At 75.2% G+C, this 18,856-nt stretch carries 15 protein-coding genes; 9 read left to right on the top strand and 6 right to left on the bottom strand.

Annotated features, from left to right (window positions below; all coding sequences use genetic code 11):
- Positions 1 to 2 precede the first annotated feature (2 nt).
- A complete protein-coding gene (locus AB0O40_RS02460; protein ID WP_365034789.1) occupies positions 3 to 938 on the bottom strand; it encodes an ATP-binding cassette domain-containing protein in 936 nt (311 codons plus the stop codon).
- A 109-nt stretch (positions 939 to 1,047) separates the two neighbouring features.
- Between AB0O40_RS02460 and AB0O40_RS02455 the strand changes: the two genes are divergently transcribed.
- The 3 genes from AB0O40_RS02455 (at position 1,048) to AB0O40_RS02445 (ending at position 4,130) form a co-directional block, all read left to right on the top strand.
- Complete coding sequence (locus AB0O40_RS02455) at positions 1,048 to 2,223, top strand: histidine kinase (protein WP_365034787.1); 1,176 nt, start codon at positions 1,048 to 1,050, stop codon at positions 2,221 to 2,223.
- 4 nt (positions 2,224 to 2,227) lie between these two features.
- Positions 2,228 to 2,878 (top strand): response regulator transcription factor, encoded by a 651-nt coding sequence (locus AB0O40_RS02450; protein ID WP_365034785.1) that lies wholly within the window; start codon positions 2,228 to 2,230, stop codon positions 2,876 to 2,878.
- Positions 2,879 to 2,975: 97 nt separating this feature from the next.
- Positions 2,976 to 4,130 (top strand): ROK family transcriptional regulator, encoded by a 1,155-nt coding sequence (locus AB0O40_RS02445; RefSeq protein WP_365034912.1) that lies wholly within the window; start codon positions 2,976 to 2,978, stop codon positions 4,128 to 4,130.
- Positions 4,131 to 4,319: 189 nt separating this feature from the next.
- Here the strand turns inward: AB0O40_RS02445 and AB0O40_RS02440 are convergent, their stop codons facing one another.
- Entirely contained in the window at positions 4,320 to 5,081 is a 762-nt protein-coding gene (locus tag AB0O40_RS02440) for a GntR family transcriptional regulator (protein WP_365034783.1), read from the bottom strand.
- Between the two features lie 382 nt (positions 5,082 to 5,463).
- Here AB0O40_RS02440 and AB0O40_RS02435 point away from each other — a divergent pair, with 382 nt between their 5' ends.
- The 4 genes from AB0O40_RS02435 to AB0O40_RS02420 all read left to right on the top strand — a co-directional run bounded on the left by AB0O40_RS02435 (position 5,464) and on the right by AB0O40_RS02420 (position 11,355).
- Positions 5,464 to 6,300 carry an alpha/beta fold hydrolase gene (locus tag AB0O40_RS02435; RefSeq protein ID WP_365034781.1) on the top strand — a complete coding sequence of 279 codons (837 nt, stop codon included), beginning with the start codon at positions 5,464 to 5,466 and terminating at the stop codon, positions 6,298 to 6,300.
- A 142-nt stretch (positions 6,301 to 6,442) separates the two neighbouring features.
- Complete coding sequence (locus AB0O40_RS02430; protein ID WP_365034780.1) at positions 6,443 to 8,041, top strand: alkaline phosphatase D family protein; 1,599 nt, start codon at positions 6,443 to 6,445, stop codon at positions 8,039 to 8,041.
- A gap of 207 nt (positions 8,042 to 8,248) precedes the next feature.
- Positions 8,249 to 9,628 (top strand): GNAT family N-acetyltransferase, encoded by a 1,380-nt coding sequence (locus AB0O40_RS02425; RefSeq protein ID WP_365034778.1) that lies wholly within the window; start codon positions 8,249 to 8,251, stop codon positions 9,626 to 9,628.
- Positions 9,629 to 9,663: 35 nt separating this feature from the next.
- Positions 9,664 to 11,355 carry a DUF885 domain-containing protein gene (locus AB0O40_RS02420; RefSeq protein WP_365034776.1) on the top strand — a complete coding sequence of 564 codons (1,692 nt, stop codon included), beginning with the start codon at positions 9,664 to 9,666 and terminating at the stop codon, positions 11,353 to 11,355.
- A gap of 126 nt (positions 11,356 to 11,481) precedes the next feature.
- On the opposite strand, the gene AB0O40_RS02415 is transcribed toward AB0O40_RS02420, so the two are convergent.
- Entirely contained in the window at positions 11,482 to 11,982 is a 501-nt protein-coding gene (locus AB0O40_RS02415; protein ID WP_365034774.1) for a rhodanese-like domain-containing protein, read from the bottom strand.
- Between the two features lie 94 nt (positions 11,983 to 12,076).
- Here AB0O40_RS02415 and AB0O40_RS02410 point away from each other — a divergent pair, with 94 nt between their 5' ends.
- The gene (locus AB0O40_RS02410; RefSeq protein ID WP_365034772.1) at positions 12,077 to 12,523 is read left to right on the top strand and encodes an Lrp/AsnC family transcriptional regulator; all 447 of its coding nucleotides are present in this window, start codon (positions 12,077 to 12,079) and stop codon (positions 12,521 to 12,523) included.
- 3 nt (positions 12,524 to 12,526) lie between these two features.
- On the opposite strand, the gene AB0O40_RS02405 is transcribed toward AB0O40_RS02410, so the two are convergent.
- Both AB0O40_RS02405 and AB0O40_RS02400 read right to left on the bottom strand, forming a co-directional pair.
- Positions 12,527 to 15,535, bottom strand: a complete 3,009-nt coding sequence (locus AB0O40_RS02405; protein ID WP_365034770.1) for an SMC family ATPase — start codon at positions 15,533 to 15,535, stop codon at positions 12,527 to 12,529.
- Positions 15,532 to 16,698, bottom strand: a complete 1,167-nt coding sequence (locus AB0O40_RS02400) for an exonuclease SbcCD subunit D (RefSeq protein ID WP_365034768.1) — start codon at positions 16,696 to 16,698, stop codon at positions 15,532 to 15,534. The genes AB0O40_RS02405 and AB0O40_RS02400 overlap by 4 nt, the downstream gene beginning before the upstream one ends.
- 124 nt (positions 16,699 to 16,822) lie before the next feature.
- Between AB0O40_RS02400 and AB0O40_RS02395 the strand changes: the two genes are divergently transcribed.
- Positions 16,823 to 17,848 carry an enoyl-CoA hydratase/isomerase family protein gene (locus AB0O40_RS02395; protein ID WP_365034766.1) on the top strand — a complete coding sequence of 342 codons (1,026 nt, stop codon included), beginning with the start codon at positions 16,823 to 16,825 and terminating at the stop codon, positions 17,846 to 17,848.
- 67 nt (positions 17,849 to 17,915) lie between these two features.
- Here AB0O40_RS02395 and AB0O40_RS02390 read toward each other — a convergent pair whose 3' ends face one another.
- On the bottom strand, positions 17,916 to 18,836 hold the full coding sequence (locus AB0O40_RS02390; RefSeq protein WP_365034765.1) for a hypothetical protein: 921 nt from the start codon (positions 18,834 to 18,836) through the stop codon (positions 17,916 to 17,918).
- Between the last annotated feature and the right edge of the window lie 20 nt (positions 18,837 to 18,856).

The raw sequence follows: 18,856 nt of genomic DNA, 5'->3' as shown, positions 1-18,856 counted from the left end.
GGTCAGACCTCCAGGGCGGCGAGGGGAGCGGTGGGCGCGGCGAACGCGGCTGCTCCGGCGGTCAGGGCGAGGTAGGCCTCTTCCAAAGAGGCCCGCTCATCGAGGAGTTCCAGGAGGGGCACGCCCTCCCGGGCCGCCAGGACCCCCACTTCTTCCGCCGTCGTCCCCGTGACGGTCCACCGGTCATCGGGCCCGGCGACCGGTGTGTGCCCGGCCGCCGCGAGCACGGCGGCCAGTCGCTCCCACTCGCGCGTGCGTACGCGCACGCGCGGGGGACTGTGGATGTCGATGAACTCACTCATCGACATGTCGGCCAGCAGCCGTCCCCCGCCCAGGACGACCAAGTGGTCGGCAGTGGCCGCGGTTTCGGCCATGAGGTGACTGGAGACGAGGACCGTCCGCCCGTCGGCGGCCATCCGCCGCATCAGCTCGCGTATCCAGATGATCCCCTCGGGATCCAGGCCGTTGGCCGGTTCGTCGAGCATCAGCACGGCCGGGTCCCCGAGCAGGGCCGCGGCGATCCCCAGCCGCTGGCGCATCCCGAGCGAGAAGGTGCGGATGCGCGTACGGGCCACCGCCGCGATGCCCGTCTCCTCCAGGACCTCGCCCACCCGGCGGGCGGGCAGGCCGTTGCTCACCGCGAGCGCGAGGAGGTGGTCGTGGGCGGTGCGCGAGCCGTGCGCCGCCTGCGGGTCGAGCAGGGCGCCCACCTGCTCCAGCGGGCGCGTGAAGCCGGTGAAGGGACGGCCGCCGATCGTGGCCGTGCCGGACGTCGGTCGGTCCAGGCCCAGGACGAGCCGCATGGTCGTCGACTTGCCCGCGCCGTTGGGCCCGAGGAAGCCGGTGACCCGGCCGGGTCGGACGGTGAAGGTCAGGCGGTCCACCGCGCGGGTGGATCCGTAGGTCTTGGTGAGTTCTCGAATCTCGATCGCGTTCATACCCCCGAGCGTGCCCGCCGGCCCTCCCGCCGCTCTTCCCCCGCGCGGGGGGACCCTCTCCCCCGCACGGGGGAGACGCGTGGGGCGGGGCCGCTGGCACGATGGCGGCATGTCCAGATTTCTTCGCGCGCCGGTACAACCGGTCACGTATTCGCGCTGGTTGCACCTGTGCGTGCCGCTGCTCATCGTCGCGGTGTGGCTGTTCATGTTCCCGCACTGGCCGTGGGGGATCGTGCTGCTGGTCGCACCCGCGGGGCTGCTGCCGTGGGCGCGGGTGGCGGAGGGACTGCAGGCCCGGTTCCTCCTCACCCCGCACACGTGGGGAGAGGAGGACGAGGCGATCAGCACCACCCGCTCGGCGACCTGGCCCGACCGCTGGCGGACGGTGCTGTGGATGGAGACCCGGCTGGCGTTTGCGGTCGTGGCGGTCGGGGCGACCAGCTGGCTGCCCTTCGTCAGCGTCGACCTCTTCGCCCAGGCGATCGGTCATCCGCTCGGCTCGGAACCCCGCTTGCCCGCCCTGCCCCGGCCGCTGGCGGCGGTCCTGGCGCCGCTGCCGATGGTGCTGTTGATAGGCCTGATCGTGCTGCTCGGGGAGCTGATAACCACGGTGGCGCGGCGCCTGCTCGGGCCCTCGGCCACCGACCGGCTCACGGCCTTGGAGGAGAGGACGGAGCGGTTGCTCGAGCGCACGCGCATCGCGCGCGAACTGCACGACTCGATCGGGCATGCGCTCACCGTCGCGGTGATCCAGGCCGGGGCCGCCCGGGCCGCGGGCGACGCCGCGTTCACCGAGCGGGCGCTGGGTGTGATCGAGGAGACCGGCCGGACCGCGCTGGCGGACCTCGACCGGGTGCTGGGAATCCTGCGGGAGACCGGTCCGCGTCCCTCGGCGGCGCCCACGCTGGAGGAGGCGGACCGGCTGCTGGAGTCGGCGCGCAGCTCGGGCGCCTCGGTGGAGGCCGACGTGTCCGGGCGCCTGGACCGGTTGCCGGGACCGGTCTCCCGGGAGGGGTACCGGATCCTTCAGGAGGCCCTGACCAACGTGCTGCGGCACAGCGGGCCAGTGCCCGTCCGGGTACGGATCAGCATCGAGGGGGAGGCCATGGAACTGGAGGTGACGAATGCGGTGCCGGAGGTCGTGGCGGCGCGACTGCCCAGCGGTGGCAGCGGGCTGCGCGGGATACGCGAACGCGCCGCGCTGTTGGGCGGGGTGGCGGAATCCGGTCCCGGTGGTGACGGGTGGCGGGTGCGCGCCCGGCTCCCCCTCAAGCGCATAGCCTGAGCGGATGCCGGTCACCGTTCTGCTCGTCGACGACGAGCCCCTGGTGCGCGCGGGTCTGCGCGCCGTTCTGGAAGCCCAGCCCGACATCGAGGTGGTCGGGGAGGCGGCCGACGGGGCGGCGGTGGTCCCGCTGGTCCTCAAGCTGCGGCCGGACGTGGTGGCGATGGACGTCCGGATGCCGCTGATGGACGGGATCGAGGCGACCCGTGCGGTGCTGCGCTCCGTGCCCCGGCCGCCGAAGGTCCTCGTGGTCACCACCTTCGAGAACGACGAGTACGTCTACCAGGCGCTGCGGGCGGGGGCGGACGGCTTCCTCCTCAAGCGGGCCCGGCCCACGGAGATCGTGCACGCCGTCCGGCTGGTGGCCGAGGGCGAGTCGCTGCTCTTCCCGGCGGCGGTGCGGGCGCTGGCGGCGGAGTACGGCAACAGGACGGCCCGCGCGGCCCTGGACGCGGCGGCGCTCACCGAGCGGGAGGAGGAGGTGCTGCGGCTGATGGCGCGGGGACTGACGAACGCGGAGATCGCCGGCCGGATCTTCGTGGGGACGGAGACGGTGAAGTCCCACGTCAGTGCGGTGCTCTCGAAACTGGGGGCGCGGGACCGCACCCAGGCGGTGATCGCGGCGTACGAGTCCGGGTTCGTGGCACCCGCCTGAGGGTGATCGGGGCGGCTGCACCCCCCTCGTTCTCGCCCGGGTGGGGGTGGCGCAGTACGATCCGCCTGAACAGGTGCACGAGCTGGGAGGCAACACGTTGGGGCAGCTGACCGGCGGGGATCCCTCTCTGCTCAGGCGGATCAATTCCGCGGTGGTGCTGCGCGCGCTGCGCGCGGCGGGGGCGTCCACGCTCACGGACCTCACCAGGGCGACGGGCCTGTCCAGGCCCACCGTCGAGGGTGTCGTCGACGGCCTGACCGCCACCGGGCTGGTGGCCGAGGCCGAGATGGAGGAGGGCGCCCGGCGCCAGGGCCGGCCGGCGCGCCGGTTCCGGTTCCGGGCCGAGGCGGGGCATCTGCTCGGCATAGAGATCGGTTCCCACCGGGTCGCCGCGCTGTTGTCGGGCCTGGACGGCCGGGTGATCGGCGCGGGCACCAAGGAGGTGTCCGAGTCGGCCACGGCCGACGAGCGGCTGGAGAAGATCCGGGCCACGGTCGCCGACCTGCTGCGGCGGGCGGGGGTACCCCGGGATTCCCTGCGTGCCGTGGGGGTGGGCAGCCCGGGCATCGTCGAGGCGGACGGCACGGTCCGGCTGGGCACGGCGCTGCCCGGCTGGACGGGGCTGCCGCTGGGCGAGCGCCTGCAGCGGTCCTTCCGCTGTCCGGTGCAGGTGGAGAACGACGCGAACGCCGCGGCCGTGGCCGAGCACTGGAAGGGCGCGGCCAAGGGCACCGACGACGTGGTGTTCGTGATGGCCGGGCTCAGCCCGGGCGCCGGGTCGCTGATCGGCGGCCGGCTGCACCGCGGCTTCGGCGGGGCGGCGGGTGAGATCGGCGCCCTGCACCTGCTGGGGCGGGACGTCACGCCCGAGCGGCTGCTGTCGACCACCGGTGAGCCGCTGCACCCGCTCGACGAGCAGGCGGTGGCCGAGGTCTTCGCCGAAGCCAAGGGCGGGGACGAGCACGCCGTCGCCGCGGTGGACCGGTTCATCCAGCGGCTGGTGCACGACGTGGCCGCGCTGGTGCTGGCCATCGACCCGGAGCTGGTGGTGGTGGGCGGCTGGGCGGCAGGTCTGGACGGCGTACTGGACCCGCTCCGCCAGGAGCTCGCGCGCTACTGCCTGCGCCCGCCGAGGGTGGCGCTGTCGATGCTCGGGGAGGCGGCGGTGGCCACCGGCGCGCTGCGGCTGGCACTGGACCACGTCGAGGAACAGCTCTTCGCCATCGAGAAGACCGTCACCGCCCGCCGCTGACACCGCTCCCGTCCCTCCGGACCCCGCCGAGCGTGCCGGGCCGGCCGGTCCCTCGGGACCACTCCGGACCCCGCCGTGCGCTCCGGGCCCGGCCGAGCGGCCGCCCGGACAGCCGCCGGACGTGCCGCCGCCCCGGGCGGCGGGGGCCGGTCCGGGGCGGGCGGGAAGAGCGGGGCCTGGCGGCCGGGGTCAGGAGGCCTGACGGGTGTCGTCCGGGTGGATCTGCACGTCGCCGAGGTCGCCGAAGGTGAGGCGGCAGGTGTCGGCCCGGTAGGTGGCCACCGACACGGCCGCGGTGCCGTCGGCGGTGAGGTAGCGGGTGGTGACCACCAGCACGGGGGCGCCGGGCAGCCGGTCGAGTTCCTTGGCGTCGTCGGCGCGCGCGGAGCCCAGCTCCACGGACCGGTCCTGGCCGTCCAGCTCCAGGCGGCGCAGTTCGCGCAGGACCGCGCGGGCGCGGGCCGGTCCGGCCGGTGCGTCTATGGCCGAGAGCCCGGGCACGGACCCTCCCGGGACGTGCAGCAGCTCGGCCGCGACGGGCTGGCCCTGGGTGACGCGGGTGCGCCGGACGGTGTGGATCCTGCTCTGCGGGTCGACGCCCAGCAGCCGCGCCACGGCGGGCGTGGGCAGGCCCTCGGCCGCGTCGACCGGCTGCCAGCCCTCGCCGGCCTCGGAGGGCCAGCCGCGCCCGGTGCCGCCGACGGCGACGCCCAGCCGCGGCGGGGCGACCGTGGTGCCCACGCCCCGGCGGCGCTGCAGGCGCCCTTCCAGCTCCAGCTGCTCCAGCGCCTGCCGCAGGGTCGCCCGGGCGACTCCGAAGCGCGCGGCCAGCTCACGCTCGTTCGGCAGGATCTCGCCCACGGCGAAGTCCTGATCGAGCGCCTCGCTGAGCACGGTCTTGAGGTGCCAGTACTTCGGCTCCGGCACCGATTCGAGCTGCGTGGTCCCCACCCTGACTCCTCCTGCAGTCGCTGTTCTCCAGCGGCAGTTCCGCGCCTTTGTTTATTAAAGGTTCCTGACTATCCCTGCGACCATAGGGCGGCGCACCCCCTTGGTCAAGACCAATCCTCATCCCTTTGCCGGGCAGACCGGGCATACGTATCAGCACGTTCACAGGATGTTCTTGCGGAGTGCAAAGAGGGCGAACGAACCAGACCCGACACCCGCCGGCCGCCGGCCCGGCCACCGCTCCCTAGCACCCTTGCCGCCCGGCTACCCAGCGGTAATGATGCGTTGACGGCGCTTCCCATCACCGCGCCGCCCAACACACCGGCTCCGCACGCCACTTCGACCGCCCGGCCGGATCCGCGACGGAGCCCCGACGAGGAGCAGCATGCCCGCCACGGTCTCCTTCACGATCGACACCCCGCACGGCCCCCGCCCCGCCACCGTCGCCTACGAGCGCCGCGGCGCCGGCGAGCCGCTGCTCCTCCTGCACGGCATCGGCCACCACCTCCAGGCCTGGCACCCGGTCATGGACGTCCTCGCCACCGCGCACGACGTCATCGCCGTCGACCTGCCGGGCTTCGGCACCTCCCCCGCCCTCCCCGAGGGCGTCCGCTACGACCTGGAAGGCGTGGTCCCGACCCTGGCCGCGCTCTGCACGGCCCTGGGCGTCGAGCGCCCGCACGTGGCCGGCAACTCCCTCGGCGGTCTGCTCGCGCTCGAGCTGGGCCGGCAGAAGCTGGTCCGCTCGGTGACCGCGCTGTCCCCCGCCGGGTTCTGGACCGACGGCGAGCTCCGGTACGTGGTCACCGCCCTTGTCGCCCTGCGGGCCGGTGCCCGGAGCCTGCCGCTCCCCGCCGTGCGGCGGCTCTCCCGTACGGCGGCCGGCCGGGCCGCGCTCACCAGCGCCATCTACGCCAGGCCGGGCCGGCGTTCGCCCGAGGCCGTGGTCGCCGAGACTCTGGCGCTGCGCGACTGCCCCGGTTTCGGCGGCACCCTGAAGGCGGGACCGGTCCGCTTCACCGAGGACGTCCCCGGGATGCCGGTGACCATCGCCTGGGGCGACCGCGACCGGCTGCTGCTGCGCCGTCAGGGCGTCCGCGCCAAGCACACCGTCCCCGGTGCCCGCCTGGTGAGGCTCCGCGGTTGCGGGCACGTCCCGATGAACGACGACCCCGCGCAGGTCTCCCGGGTCATCCTCGACACCACCCACGCCCTGGTCTGACCGGCGCCTGCGGGCGCGCGGCCCCCGAAGCCCCGTGCGGACAGCACTGTCTGACGGGTGTTCACCGACGGTTCGCGTGCCCGACGGGTCGGGCCGGTGTGGCGGCGGCACACTGGCCCGACCCGTCACCCGGAGGCGCCCGATGCCGTACCCCAGCCCCGACCGCCGTTCCCTGATCCGCGGCTCCCTGGCCGCGACGGCGGCCCTGACCCTGCCCGCCGCCGTCCCCGCCGCCGCCCTCTCCAAGGCGCCCGCCCTCGCCCTCTCCGGACGCCCGCAGGCCCTGTGGGGAGTCCAGTCGGGCGAGGTCACCGAGGACTCCGCCCTCGTCTGGGTGCGCTCGGACCGGCCCGCCCGGATGCTGGTGGAGACCGCCCCCACGGAGTCCTTCCGGTACGGCCGGCGCCGCTGGCACGGCCCGCTGCTCGGCCCCGGTACCGACTTCACCGGCGTCACCGCCCTGCACGGCCTGCCGCCGGGCACCCAGATCCACTACCGGGTGCTGCTCGCCGACCCCGACGACCCGCGCCGTACCGGCCTGCCCGTCTCCGGCACCTTCCGCACCGCCCCCGCCCGCCGCCGGGCCGGGGTCCGCTTCCTGTGGTCCGGGGACCTCGCCGGACAGGGCTGGGGCATCAACCCCGACCGCGGCGGCCACACCGTCTTCGACGAGATGCGCGGCCTGGACCCGGACTTCTTCCTCTTCAGCGGCGACACCGTCTACGCCGACGGCCCGATCCAGGCCACCGCCCTCCAGCACGACGGCACGCCCTGGCGCAACATCACCACGGACGAGAAGGCGAAGGTCGCCGAGACCCTTGCCGAGTACCGCGGGAACTTCCGGTACAACCTCCTCGACGAGCCCTACAAGCGCTTCCAGGCGCAGGTCCCGACGATCGTCCAGTGGGACGACCACGAGGTGCGCAACAACTGGTACCCCGGACAGCTCCTCGACGACCCCCGCTACACCGTCAAGGAGGTGGACGTGCTGGCCGCCCGGGCCCGGCAGGCCTTCGGCGAGTACTTCCCGCTCGACCCGGGCCGAACCCGGCACGGCGCCCGGGGCACGGCCGGCCGGATCCACCGGGTCGTCCCGCACGGCCCGCTGCTGGACCTCTTCGTGCTCGACATGCGCACCTACCGGGACCCCAACTCCCCCGGCCGGCAGACCGACGACCCCACCGGCATCCTGGGCGCCGAGCAGCTGACCTGGCTCAAGCGCGAACTGTCGCGCTCACGGGCGGTGTGGAAGGTGATCGCCGCCGACATGCCGCTGGGCATCCTGGTGCCCGACGGGGCGACCGACTTCGAGGCGGTGGCCCAGGGCGACCCGGGCGCCCCGCTCGGCCGGGAGCTCCAGATCGCCGAACTCCTGCGTCACATCAAGCACGAGCGCATCACGGGCACCGTCTGGCTCACCGCCGACGTGCACTACACCTCGGCCCAGCACTACCTCCCGGAGCGGGCCGCCTTCTCGGACTTCGCGCCCTTCTGGGAGTTCGTCTCCGGCCCGATCGGGGCCGGCGGCTTCCCGGCGGGACGGCTCGACCAGACCTTCGGCCCGGAGTTCGCGTACGTGAAATCACCCGAGTTCGCCAACGCGTCCCCGGCCGAGGCGCCGCCGAACTACGGTGAGGTCCGGATCGACGGAGCGAGCGGGGAACTGACCGTGCGGCTGCGCCAGCAGGGCGGGCAGGTGCTGTACACGAAGGTGCTCCAGCCCGGCCGGGTCGGCCAGTAGGACACCGGGTGCCCGGGGCGGAGATCCCCCGCCCCGGGCGTCCCACGGGCCGCGCACGTCACACGCGCCCCGGGCGTCACACCGATCCCCGGAGTCCTCCGGAAGAAACCATTCGGAAAACAGGGCGAAACCGGCCAGATCCACCTTTTACCAGTCGGTCACAGAACGTTCGTGATCAGGCAACACCACGGCGGGAGAGTGGTGTGCATGACTGACAGGACCTCCGCCCCCGCCCCCCGCCACCACTGGCGCCGCGACCTCGTCGAGCTCGCCGCCCTCTTCACCGCCGTCGCGGTCGCCGACGGCCTCGCCAACCTCGTCGCCCACGGCCCCGACGGCCCGGTCCTGCTGGTGGCCTCGGCCGTGGCGCTGCTCGTCACGGCCGGATTCCACACCTGGTGGGCCCGCCGGCACAGTCATGCCCCGCCGCCCCGGCCGGGCGGCGCCGCCACCTCCCCCGGTGTCCGGCCGACGGGCGCGCTGTGGCGGATGCGCACGACCGTGCGCGACGAGCCCGGCAGCCTCGCCGCGCTCTGCACGGCCCTGGCCCGCCAGGGCGTGGACATCCTGACCCTCCAGACCCACCCGCTGGCCGAGGGCGGCACGGCCGACGAGTTCCTGCTGCGCGCCCCGCAGGAGCTGACCGCCACCGAGCTGACCCGTACGGTCGCCCTCGCCGGCGGCCGGGACACCTGGACCGAGCGGGCCGACGCGCACGACCTGGTCGACGCCCCGACCCGGATCCTGGGCCTGGCCACCCGCACCGCGCTGGACGCCGCCGAACTCCCGCTGGCGCTGCGCCAGCTGCTCGGCCGCTGCACCATCCGGTCGGTGCCCGCCACCACCCTCTCCGGCCGGCCCAACGCCGCCGCGGACGCCCCCGTCGAAGGGGTGCTGGAGACCACCGTGATGCGGCTGCGGGACCCGTCCGGCGGGGCGATCACGATCGAGCGCCCCTATCTGCCCTTCACCCCGACCGAGTTCGCCCGGGCCCGCGCTCTGGTCGAGCTGGACGCCCGGCTCGGCCCCCGGGTCCCCCGCAGCCAGGACGTACTGACCCTGCCCGAGGGCAACGAGATCACCGTGCGCCGCGCGGACACCGCCGACCTCCAAGCCGCCCGGGCCATGCACGACCGCTGCTCCGAGCGCACCCTGGGCCTGCGCTACCACGGTCCGGTCGGGGACGCCGACCGGTACCTCGGCCACCTGCTCAGCCCCCGCTTCGGCCGCACCCTGGCCGTGTGGACCGCGTCCGGCAAGCTGGTCGCCCTCGGCCACCTGCTCTGGGACGGCGACGAGACCGAGATCGCCCTGCTGATCGAGGACGACTGGCAGCGCCGCGGCATCGGCTCCGAACTGCTGCGGCGGCTGATCGCGATGGCCGCGGAGGCCGGCTGCGACAGCGTCTACGCCGTCACCCGGTCGGCCAACACCGGGATGGTGGCGGCGATGCGGGGCCTGGGGCTCCCCCTCGACTACCAGATCGAGGAGGGCACCTTGGTGATCACCGCCCGGCTGGAGACCGTGCCGGTGCCCTCCCGGCCGTCCCGCGAGGCCCACCGACAGGAGTTTGAGCAGGAACGATGATGACGCGGACCCCTTCTTCGTATGAAGATGTCCGCATGTCAGACACCCTCCACAGCACTGCGCTGCCCCGCCAGGTCGCCGACGCCTACGTCGACGAGCTCATCGCCCTCGACCCCATCACCGGCACGTACCTGGGAGTCGCCGCGAGCGCGCGCACGCTCCCGGACTTCTCCCCGGCCGGCCGGGAGGCGGTGGCCGACCTCGCCCGCACCACCCTGCGCAGGCTCGCCGAGGCCGAGCGGCAGCCCGGCGCCGACACCGATGCCGAGCGCCGCTGCGCCCGCCTGCTGCGCGAGCGGCTGACCGCCGAACTCGCCGTCCACGAGGCGGACGAGGACCTGCGTGCCGTCTCCAACATCCACTCCCCCGCCCACGCGGTGCGCGAGGTGTTCACCCTCGCGCCGACCGACACGGAGGAGGACTGGAGCGCCGTCGCCGAGCGCCTGCGGGGCGTGCCGGCGGCGCTGGAGGGCTACCGCGCCTGTCTGGCGCTCGGTCTGGAGCGGGAGCTGTACGGCTCCCCGCGCCCGGCCGGGGTCTTCGTCGAGCAGCTGGCCGCCTGGGCCGGCGAGGACGGCGAGAGCGCCGGCTTCTTCGCCGGGCTCGTCGCCGACGGCCCCGAGACGCTGCGCGCCGAGCTGGACGAGGCCGCCGCGGGCGCCACCGCCGCGGTCCTCGCGCTCCGCGACTGGATGCGGGACGTGTACGTGCCGGCGGTCGCCGGGCAGCCGGACACGGTCGGCCGGGAGCGCTACGCCCGCTGGTCGCGCTACTTCAACGGCACGGACCTGGACCTGGACGAGGCCTACGCCTACGGCTGGTCCGAGTACCACCGCCTGCTGGGCGAGATGAAGGCCGAGGCCGGCAAGATCCTGCCGGACAAGGGTCCCTGGGAGGTGCTGAAGCACCTCGACTCGCACGGCACCAGCATCGGCGTGGACGAGGTCCAGGGCTGGCTGCAGGGCCTGATGGACGAGGCCATCGAAGCGCTCGACGGGACCCACTTCGAGCTGGCCGAGCGGGTGCGCCGGGTGGAGTCCCGCATCGCCCCGCCCGGCGGCGCGGCGGCCCCGTACTACACGGGCCCCTCGGAGGACTTCTCGCGACCGGGCCGGACCTGGCTGCCCACCATGGGCCAGACCTCGTTCCCCACCTACGACCTGGTCTCCACCTGGTACCACGAGGGCGTGCCGGGCCACCACCTCCAGCTCGCGCAGTGGACGCACGTGGCCGACCAGCTCTCCCGCTACCAGGCCACCGTCGGCATGGTCAGCGCCAACGCCGAGGGCTGGGCGCTGTACGCGGAGCGGCTGATGGACGAGCTGGGCTTCCTCAAGGACGCCGAGCAGCGGCTGGGCTACCTGGACTGCCAGATGATGCGCGCCTGCCGGGTGATCGTGGACATCGGCATGCACCTGGGCCTGGAGATCCCGGCGGACTCGCCGTACCGCCCGGGCGAGCGGTGGACGCCGGAGCTGGCGCAGGAGTTCTTCGGCATGCACAGCGGCCGGCCGGCCGACTTCGTGGCCAGCGAGCTGGTCCGCTACCTGTCGATGCCGGGGCAGGCCATCGGCTACAAGCTGGGCGAGCGGGCCTGGCTGCTGGGCCGGGCCAACGCCCAGGCCGCGCACGGCGACGCCTTCGACCCGAAGGCCTGGCACATGGCCGCCCTCTCGCAGGGCTCGCTGGGCCTGGACGACCTGGTGGACGAGCTGTCCAAGCTCTGACCAAGCCTCCCGCGCACGCCCGACGGCCGCCCGTTCCCTTCCGGGAGCGGGCGGCCGTCGTGGTCGCGGGCGGGGTACGGGCGTTCTGGCGGGCCGGCCGTACCCCCGTGCGGGGCTGGGCCCGGGTCAGCAGCCGCAGTTGTCGGAGTCGGTCGGCGCGGTCAGCGGGTCGGCCTCGGTGCGCTGCTCCCGGCCCTGCCAGGTCTCGACCTCGAAGCCCTCGCGGATCCAGTACTCGATGCCGCCCAGCATCTCCTTGACCTGGAAGCCCAGTTCGGCGAGGGCCAGGGCGGAGCGGGTGCCGCCGTTGCAGCCGGGGCCCCAGCAGTACGTCACCACCGGCACGGACTTGTCCAGCAGGCGCTCGGCCTGCTCCGGGATGAGGGCGGTGGGCAGGTGGATCGCGCCGGGCACGTGCGCCTGGTCCCAGGACTCGGTCGAGCGGGAGTCGACGAGGACGAAGCCCAGGTCGCCACCGGCCTTGAAGGCCGCGGCCACGTCCGAGACGTCGGCGTGGAAGGTGAGGCTGGCGCGGAAGTACGCGGCCGCGGCGGCCGGGGAGGCCGGCGGGACCCGCAGCACGGAGTTGGTGGGGGCGGGGGCCTGGGTGGTGTTCGTCGTCGTCATGGCCAGAAATCTACAATCTGTTGATCCACTCGGGAAGTGAATTTCCCCGGCACTCGCCTTGCCCGGCCGGGGAATCCCCTGTTATCCCTGGAACATGACCATGTATTCCCCTGACGCAACGGACTGGCGCATCCTGGATGCCCTGCAGCGCGACGGCCGGGCCAGCTTCGCCGATCTCGCCCGGGCCGTCTCGATGTCGGCCAGTGCGGTCACCGAGCGGGTCCGCCGCCTCGAAGAGGCCGGGGTGATCACCGGCTACACGGCCGTGGTCGACCACGAACGGCTCGGGCTGCCGATCCTCGCGTACACCCGGCTGCGCTACCCGCACGGCAACTACAAGCCCTTCCACGACCTGCTGGAGACCACCCCGGAGATCCTGGAGGCCCACCACGTCACGGGCGACGACTGCTTCGTGCTGAAGGTTGCCGCCCGCTCGATGCCGCACCTGGAGGAGATCTCCGGCAAGATCGCCGCGCTGGGCTCGGTGACCACCAGCGTGGTCTACTCCTCGCCGCTGCCCCGGCGGGCGCTGAGCAACTGACTACTAGGACGCGGCGGTGTGGTGCCGGACCGCCGAGCCGCCGCGCTGTTTGACGACCTCCAGCTGGGCCTGGACACGGGTGCGCAGGTCCGCGACGTGGCTGACGATGCCCACGCTGCGGTCGCGTTCGCGCAGCGAGTCCAGCACGTCCAGCACCTCGTCCAGGGCCTGCTCGTCGAGGCTGCCGAAGCCCTCGTCGATGAAGAGGGTGTCCAGCCGCATCCCGCCGGCCTCCTCGGTGACCACGTCGGCGAGCCCGAGCGCCAGGGCGAGCGAGGCGGAGAAGGTCTCGCCGCCCGAGAGGGTCGCGGTGTCGCGGGTGCGCCCGGTCCAGGCGTCGACCACGTGCAGTCCGAGGCCGGACTTGGCGCCCCGGCCGGCCCGGGCGTCGGAGTGCACCAGGGTGTACCGGCCGCCGGACATCCGCAGCAGCCGGACGGTGGCGGCGGCCGCGACCTGTTCCAGGCGGGCCGCGAGCACGTACGACTCCAGGCGCATCCGGCGTTCGTTGTCGGCGGAGGTGCCCGCGGTCAGCCCGGCCAGCCGGGCCACCCGGTCGTACTCCTCGCGCAGCGGGCCGAGTCCGCGCAGTTCGGTCTCCGCCTGCCGGGAGAGCCGGTCCAGCTCCGAGCAGCGCAGCCGGGCCGCGTCGCAGGCCGAACCGGCGGCGCGCCAGCGGGACTCGGCGGCGGCCGCGGCCCGCTCGGCCGGCTCCGGGCGGGCCGGCTCCGCGGCGGCGGCCGCCGCGGTGTCGGTCTCGGAGAGCCGGTCGGCCACCGCCGCCGCCTCGGCGGCCCAGGCGTCCAAGCGGTGCTGGCAGGACCGGCGTTCGGGGTCGGGCAGCAGGGCCTCGACAGCCGCCTCGGTGGTCTCGAAACCGGCCGTGAAGGCGGCGTGGGCCAGCCGGTCGTCGGCTTCCTTGAGGCGCTGCGCGGTGGCCTCCGCCTCACGGGCGGCCTCCCCCGCCCCGGTGACCAGCCGCACCCGGTTCTCCAGGACCCGGGCGCGCTCGGCGACGCTGCCGGCGTCGGCGCGCAGCCGCGCCAGTTCCTCCTCCAGCGAGGCCTGTTCGGTCTCCAGGGCCTCTCGGCGGGAGGTGGCGGCGGTGGCGGTCTGCTCGGCGGTGCGCCGGGTCTCCAGCCGGTGTCCGTGCTCCCGCTCGGCGCGGGCCAGCGCCTCCGCCGCGGCGTGCAGGCCGGCCGCCAGGGTCCGGGCCGCGGCGTGCTCGGCGGTCAGCCGACCGGTACGGTCGACCAGTTCGGCGGTGGTGGCCTCGCCCGCGCCGGCCGCGGCCTCGGCGGCGGCCTCCGCCACGGCCGCCAGCTTGCGCTCCGCCGCGGCGCGTTCGCCGTCCAGGCGCTCGTAGCGGGCGTGGGCGGCGTCCTCGGCCGCCCGGTCCACGTGCCCCGCGGCCGGCCGGGCCGGGTGCGGGTGCTCGGCCGAACCGCACACGGCGCAGGGCCGGCCCGCTTCGAGGGCGGCGGCCAGCTCGGCCGCGATCCCGGCCAGCCGGGCCTCCTTGAGCTCCAGCCAGTGCTCGCGGGCGGCCCCGGACCGCTCGCGTACGGCGGCCAGGTCCGCGGCCACGGACCCGGCCTCGCGGGTCAGTTCGTCCCGGCGGCGGGCGGCGGCCAGGTGCAGCCGGGCCGGCTCCAGCCGGGCGGCCAGCTGCTCGGCGCGGGTGGCCGCGCCGCGGGCCTCCTCCACGGCCTGCTGGAGGGCGGTGCGCCGGGCCTCCCAGCCGGCCAGCCAGCCGGCGGCCTCGTGCAGCTGCTCCTCGGCGGCCCGGGCCTCCCGGTCCAGGGCGGCCCTTTCGCGGGAGATCTCGGCGCTGCGCGCTTCGGCGCGGCGGCCGGCGGCCAGCTCGCCCAGCTCCTCGCGCAGCCGCTGGGCGACGGCGGCGAGCTGCTCGGCGCCGGCCTCGGCGAGGGCGGGCGGCAGCTGGCCCCGGGCGGCGGCCGCCCGGCGCACCGCCCGCTCGTGGTCGCCGTGGGCGCTCTCGCGCAGGTCGACGGCGGGGGCGACCCGGTCGGCCCGGGCCCCCCGGTCCAGCCGGGCGCGTACCCGCTCGCGTTCGGGGGCGGCGGCCTCGAGCGCGGCCGAGCGGGCCAGCGCGTCGGCGTACCGGCGCTGGAGCCGGTCCAGTTCCCGGGCCTCCTCCAGGGCCCGGCGGCTGCCGTGGTGGGCGCTCTCCGCGGCAGCCAGCGCGTACTCGGCCACGGTCAGCCCCTCGCGGGCGCCGGAGCGGGCGACCGCGGCCCAGCAGCGGACCGCCTCGGCGAGCCCGGGCTCGCCGGGCGAGAGCGGCGGCAGCGGCCAGGCGCGCAGCTCGGCGGTGTCCCCGGCGGCCTGGGCCAGCCGGTGGGCCACGGCGAGCACCCGCTCGTCGCCCTCGCGCACCCGCGTCTCGGCGACCCGCCGCAGGTCGGCGAGCCGGGTCTCGACGGCCGCGAACCGGCGGGTGTCGAAGAGCCGGCCCAGCAGCCGGCCGCGGGCCTCGGCGTCGGCGCGCAGGAAGCGGGCGAACTCGCCCTGCGGCAGCAGGACCACCTGGCAGAACTGCTCCCGGCTCATGCCGAGGAGCTGTTCGACTTCCTCGCCGATCTCCTGGTGGGAGCGGCTGAGCGGCTGCCAGCCGGTGACCGGGTCGTGCACCCGCAGCCAGCTCTGGGCCTTGTCGCGGGTGGTGCCGGTACCGCGCTTCTTGGGGCGGGACTGCTCGGGGCGGCGGGTGATCTCCAGCCGGCGCCCGGCGACGGTCAGTTCGAGGGTGACCTCGGTGGCGGTGCCGGGGTCGGCGTGGTCGCTGCGCAGGGTGGTGCCGGGCGCCTGGCGGGCACCGGGCACGGAGCCGTACAGCGCGTAGCAGACGGCGTCGAGCACGGAGGTCTTGCCGGCTCCGGTGGGGCCGTGCAGCAGGAAGATGCCCGCGGCGCAGAGGGCGTCGAAGTCGATCTCCTGGGCCTCGGCGAAGGGCCCGAAGGCGGTGACGGTCAGCCGGTGCAGCCTCATCGGGCGCCCTCCTGGCGGGCCTGGTCCGCCCGGACGTCGTCGAAGGCGTCCCGCAGCACGGCGCGTTCGGCGTCGTCGGCCGGGCTGCCGCCGCGGACGTGGACCACGAAGTCCTCGGCGATCTCCTGGTCGGTGCGGCCCTTGAGGCGTTCGGCGTAGGAGGCGCCGGGGCCCTCCTCGCCGCCCTCGGGGTCGAAGGCGAGGGACAGGGTGCCCGGGAAGCGCTCGGCCAGCCGGGCCATCGGATCGGACGGCCGGGCCGGGTCGGTGAGGGTGGCCTCGACCCAGGCGTCCTCGTGGCGGGCCAGGGCCGGGTCGGCCAGCAGGTCCTCCAGGCGGCCCCGGATCCGCGCCAGCGCCCGGGGCACCGGCGTCTCCAGGCGCTCGGCGGTCAGCTCGCCGCCGGGCCCGAGGTCGACCAGCCACATCGACTTGCGGTGGTGCACCTCGGAGAAGGAGTAGGCGAGGGGGGAGCCGGAGTAGCGGACCCGGTCGGTCAGGGTCTGGCAGCCGTGCAGGTGCCCCAGGGCGACGTAGTCGATGCCGTCGAAGACCTCGGCCGGCACGGCGGCGACCCCGCCGACGGTGATGTCGCGTTCGCTGTCGCTGGCCTGGGCGCCGGTGACGAAGGCGTGCGCGAGGACCACCGAGCGGGTGCCGGGGGCCCGGCCCGCCAGGTCGGCCCGGATCCGGTCCAGGGCGGCCCCCAGCACGGCCTCGTGGCTGCCCTTGTCGGCCGCGAACTCGTCCTTGACCAGGGCGGGCTCCAGGTACGGCACGCCGTAGAGGGCGACCTCGCCGTGCTCGTCCGCGACGACCACGGGGTCGGCGCAGCCCGCCGGGTCGGTGCGCAGGTGGATGCCGGCCCGGTCGATCAGCCCGGCGCCGACGCCGAGCCGGCGGGCGGAGTCGTGGTTGCCGGAGATCATGACGGTGGGCACGCCGAGGGCGGCCAGCCGGTGCAGCGCGCGGTCGTACAGCTCGACGGCGGCCAGCGGGGGCACGGCCCGGTCGTAGACGTCCCCGGCGACGAGGACGGCGTCGACCCGGTGCTCCTCGGCGGTGGCGACGAGGTGGTCGAGGAAGGCCGCCTGGGCCTCGAGCAGGCTCACGCGGTGGAAGGCCCGGCCCAGGTGCCAGTCCGAGGTGTGCAGCAGTCTCACGCGCGGCCCCGCCCGCCCGCTCGGTCCGTGTGCAGCCGCACGCCCGCCCCGCCTTCGTCTCGCTCCTGGTCCCCACCACGCTAACGGACCGGAGGCCTTGCTCCGGACTCGTATGCTCGGCCGCATGTCTGTACTGCTGCGGAGGACCGGCAAGGCGGGGCGGATCACCCTCGACCGCCCCCAGGCGCTCAACGCGCTCACCCACGACATGGTGCTGCGGATCGACGCGGCCCTGGACGACTGGGAGGGCGACCCGGGCGTGGAGGTGGTGGTGCTCGACGGGGCGGGCACCCGGGGGCTGTGTGCGGGCGGTGACATCCGGGCGATCCGGGAGTCGGCGCTGGCGGACGGGAGTGCGGCCCGCGCGTTCTGGCGTGACGAGTACCACCTCAACGCGCGGATCGCGGGCCTGCGCAAACCGTGGGTGGCGCTGATGGACGGCATCGTGATGGGCGGCGGCGTCGGGCTCTCCGCGCACGGCTCGGTGCGGATCGTCACGGAGCGTTCGCGGGTGGCGATGCCGGAGGTCGGCATCGGCTTCGTGCCGGACGTCGGCGGCACCTACCTGCTGAGCCGCGCGCCGGGTGAGCTGGGCACGCACCTGGCGCTGACCGCGACCGCGATGACGGCGGGCGACGCGCTGCTGTGCGGGTTCGCCGACCACTACGTCCCCTCGGACCGGCTGCCCGCCCTGCTGGAGGCCCTGTCCACCCGGGGTGCGGAGGCGGTCGAGGCCTTCGCCGAGCCGGCTCCCCCGGCTCCGCTGGCCGAGCGGCGCGGCTGGATCGACGCCTGCTACGCGGCGGACACCGTCGAGGAGGTCGTGGACCGGCTGACCGGCTCGGCCGAACCGGCGGCCAAGGAGGCGGCCTCGGTGCTCCTGGGGCACTCGCCGACCGCCCTGAAGGTGACCCTCGCGTCGCTGCGGCGCGCCCGCGGGCTCCGGTCGGTGGGACGCGTGCTCGCCCAGGAGTGGTGCGTCTCGCTGGCCGCACTGTCCTGGCCGGACCTGGCCGAGGGGGTCCGGGCGCAGGTCGTGGACAAGGACCGGCAGCCCCGCTGGTCCCCGCCGCTGCTCGCCGAGGTCCCGGACCGCACGGTGGCCGACGCCTTCCTGGAGCCCGCGGAAGGCCCCCTCTGCGGGCGGTGACGGCCGCGGGCGACGGCGGGCCGGCCCTCCCCCACCCGCTCGGCGCGGGCGGGCCGGCCCGCCCCGGTCAGCTTCCGCAGGCGCCCAGGCAGACCCGCGGCCGCTTCTGGACGTGCACGTCCCCGGGATAGTCCGCGTCCCGGGCGTTGGCGTCCACGGTCGCGTCGGCCCACCCGTCGCGGAACCGGGCGTCGCCGTACGGGCGCACCTCTCCCTGCCAGGGCACGGACCGCCCGGCCGTGCAGTCGACCGACTCCACGAGCCATCCGGTGACCGTGGTGGCGCCCTGTTCCTGCCGCAGGCCGGCGGAGACGTCGACCCGGGTCATCTTGGTGCAGCGGACCGTGCCGTGCAGCACGGCCCGCCCGTCGGGCGTGACGCTGCCGGTCCGGGCGCCCGAGAGGGCGAGCTCCAGCACCGGCGGTGCCGGCGTGGAGCGGATGTGGAAGGAGCCGCGGGCCGTCGCGGTGCCGGTGGCGCAGCGCTGTTCGAAGGCGGCGTCGACGGAGTTCAGCCAGCCGGCCTCGGACCAGTCGACCGCGGTGACGGTGAAGCTTCCGGTGACCCCGCCCCGGCAGCGCCGGCCGGCCCCGCCGAAGTTCAGCCCGGGCCGGTCGTCGTGGAAGGGGAACTGCGCCACGTCGCGGTAGGTCCCGGCGGTGAGGCGGCGGCCGGCGGGCGCTCCCACCTCGACGCTCCACCACGTGCCGTCCGTGGCCCGGACCACCAGCGACAGCATGTTGCTGTGGGCGCTGCGCTGGACGATGAAGGTCTGGTCGGCCGCGTCGAAGTGGTCCGAGCGCCCGCCGGTGGCCTCGTCCCCCGGCTCGCCGGCGAAGTCGAGGCGTCCCTCGGCCACCGGCTGGTCGAGCGTGGGCAGCTCCGGCATGTCGTCGTCGGCCGCGGCGCCGCCGGCCGTGAGCGCCAACAGCAGCCCGGCGGCCGCGAGGCCGCGGAGGAGTAACGGTCCGATCCTGGTGCCTGCCATGCGGATTCCCCCCTGGAAGT

It is taken from the genome of Streptomyces sp. NPDC089919 (assembly GCF_040684615.1).
Classification (GTDB): domain Bacteria; phylum Actinomycetota; class Actinomycetes; order Streptomycetales; family Streptomycetaceae; genus Streptomyces.
The sequence above is the reverse complement of the archived record's forward strand: the minus strand, read 5'-3'. Positions and strand labels throughout refer to the sequence as shown.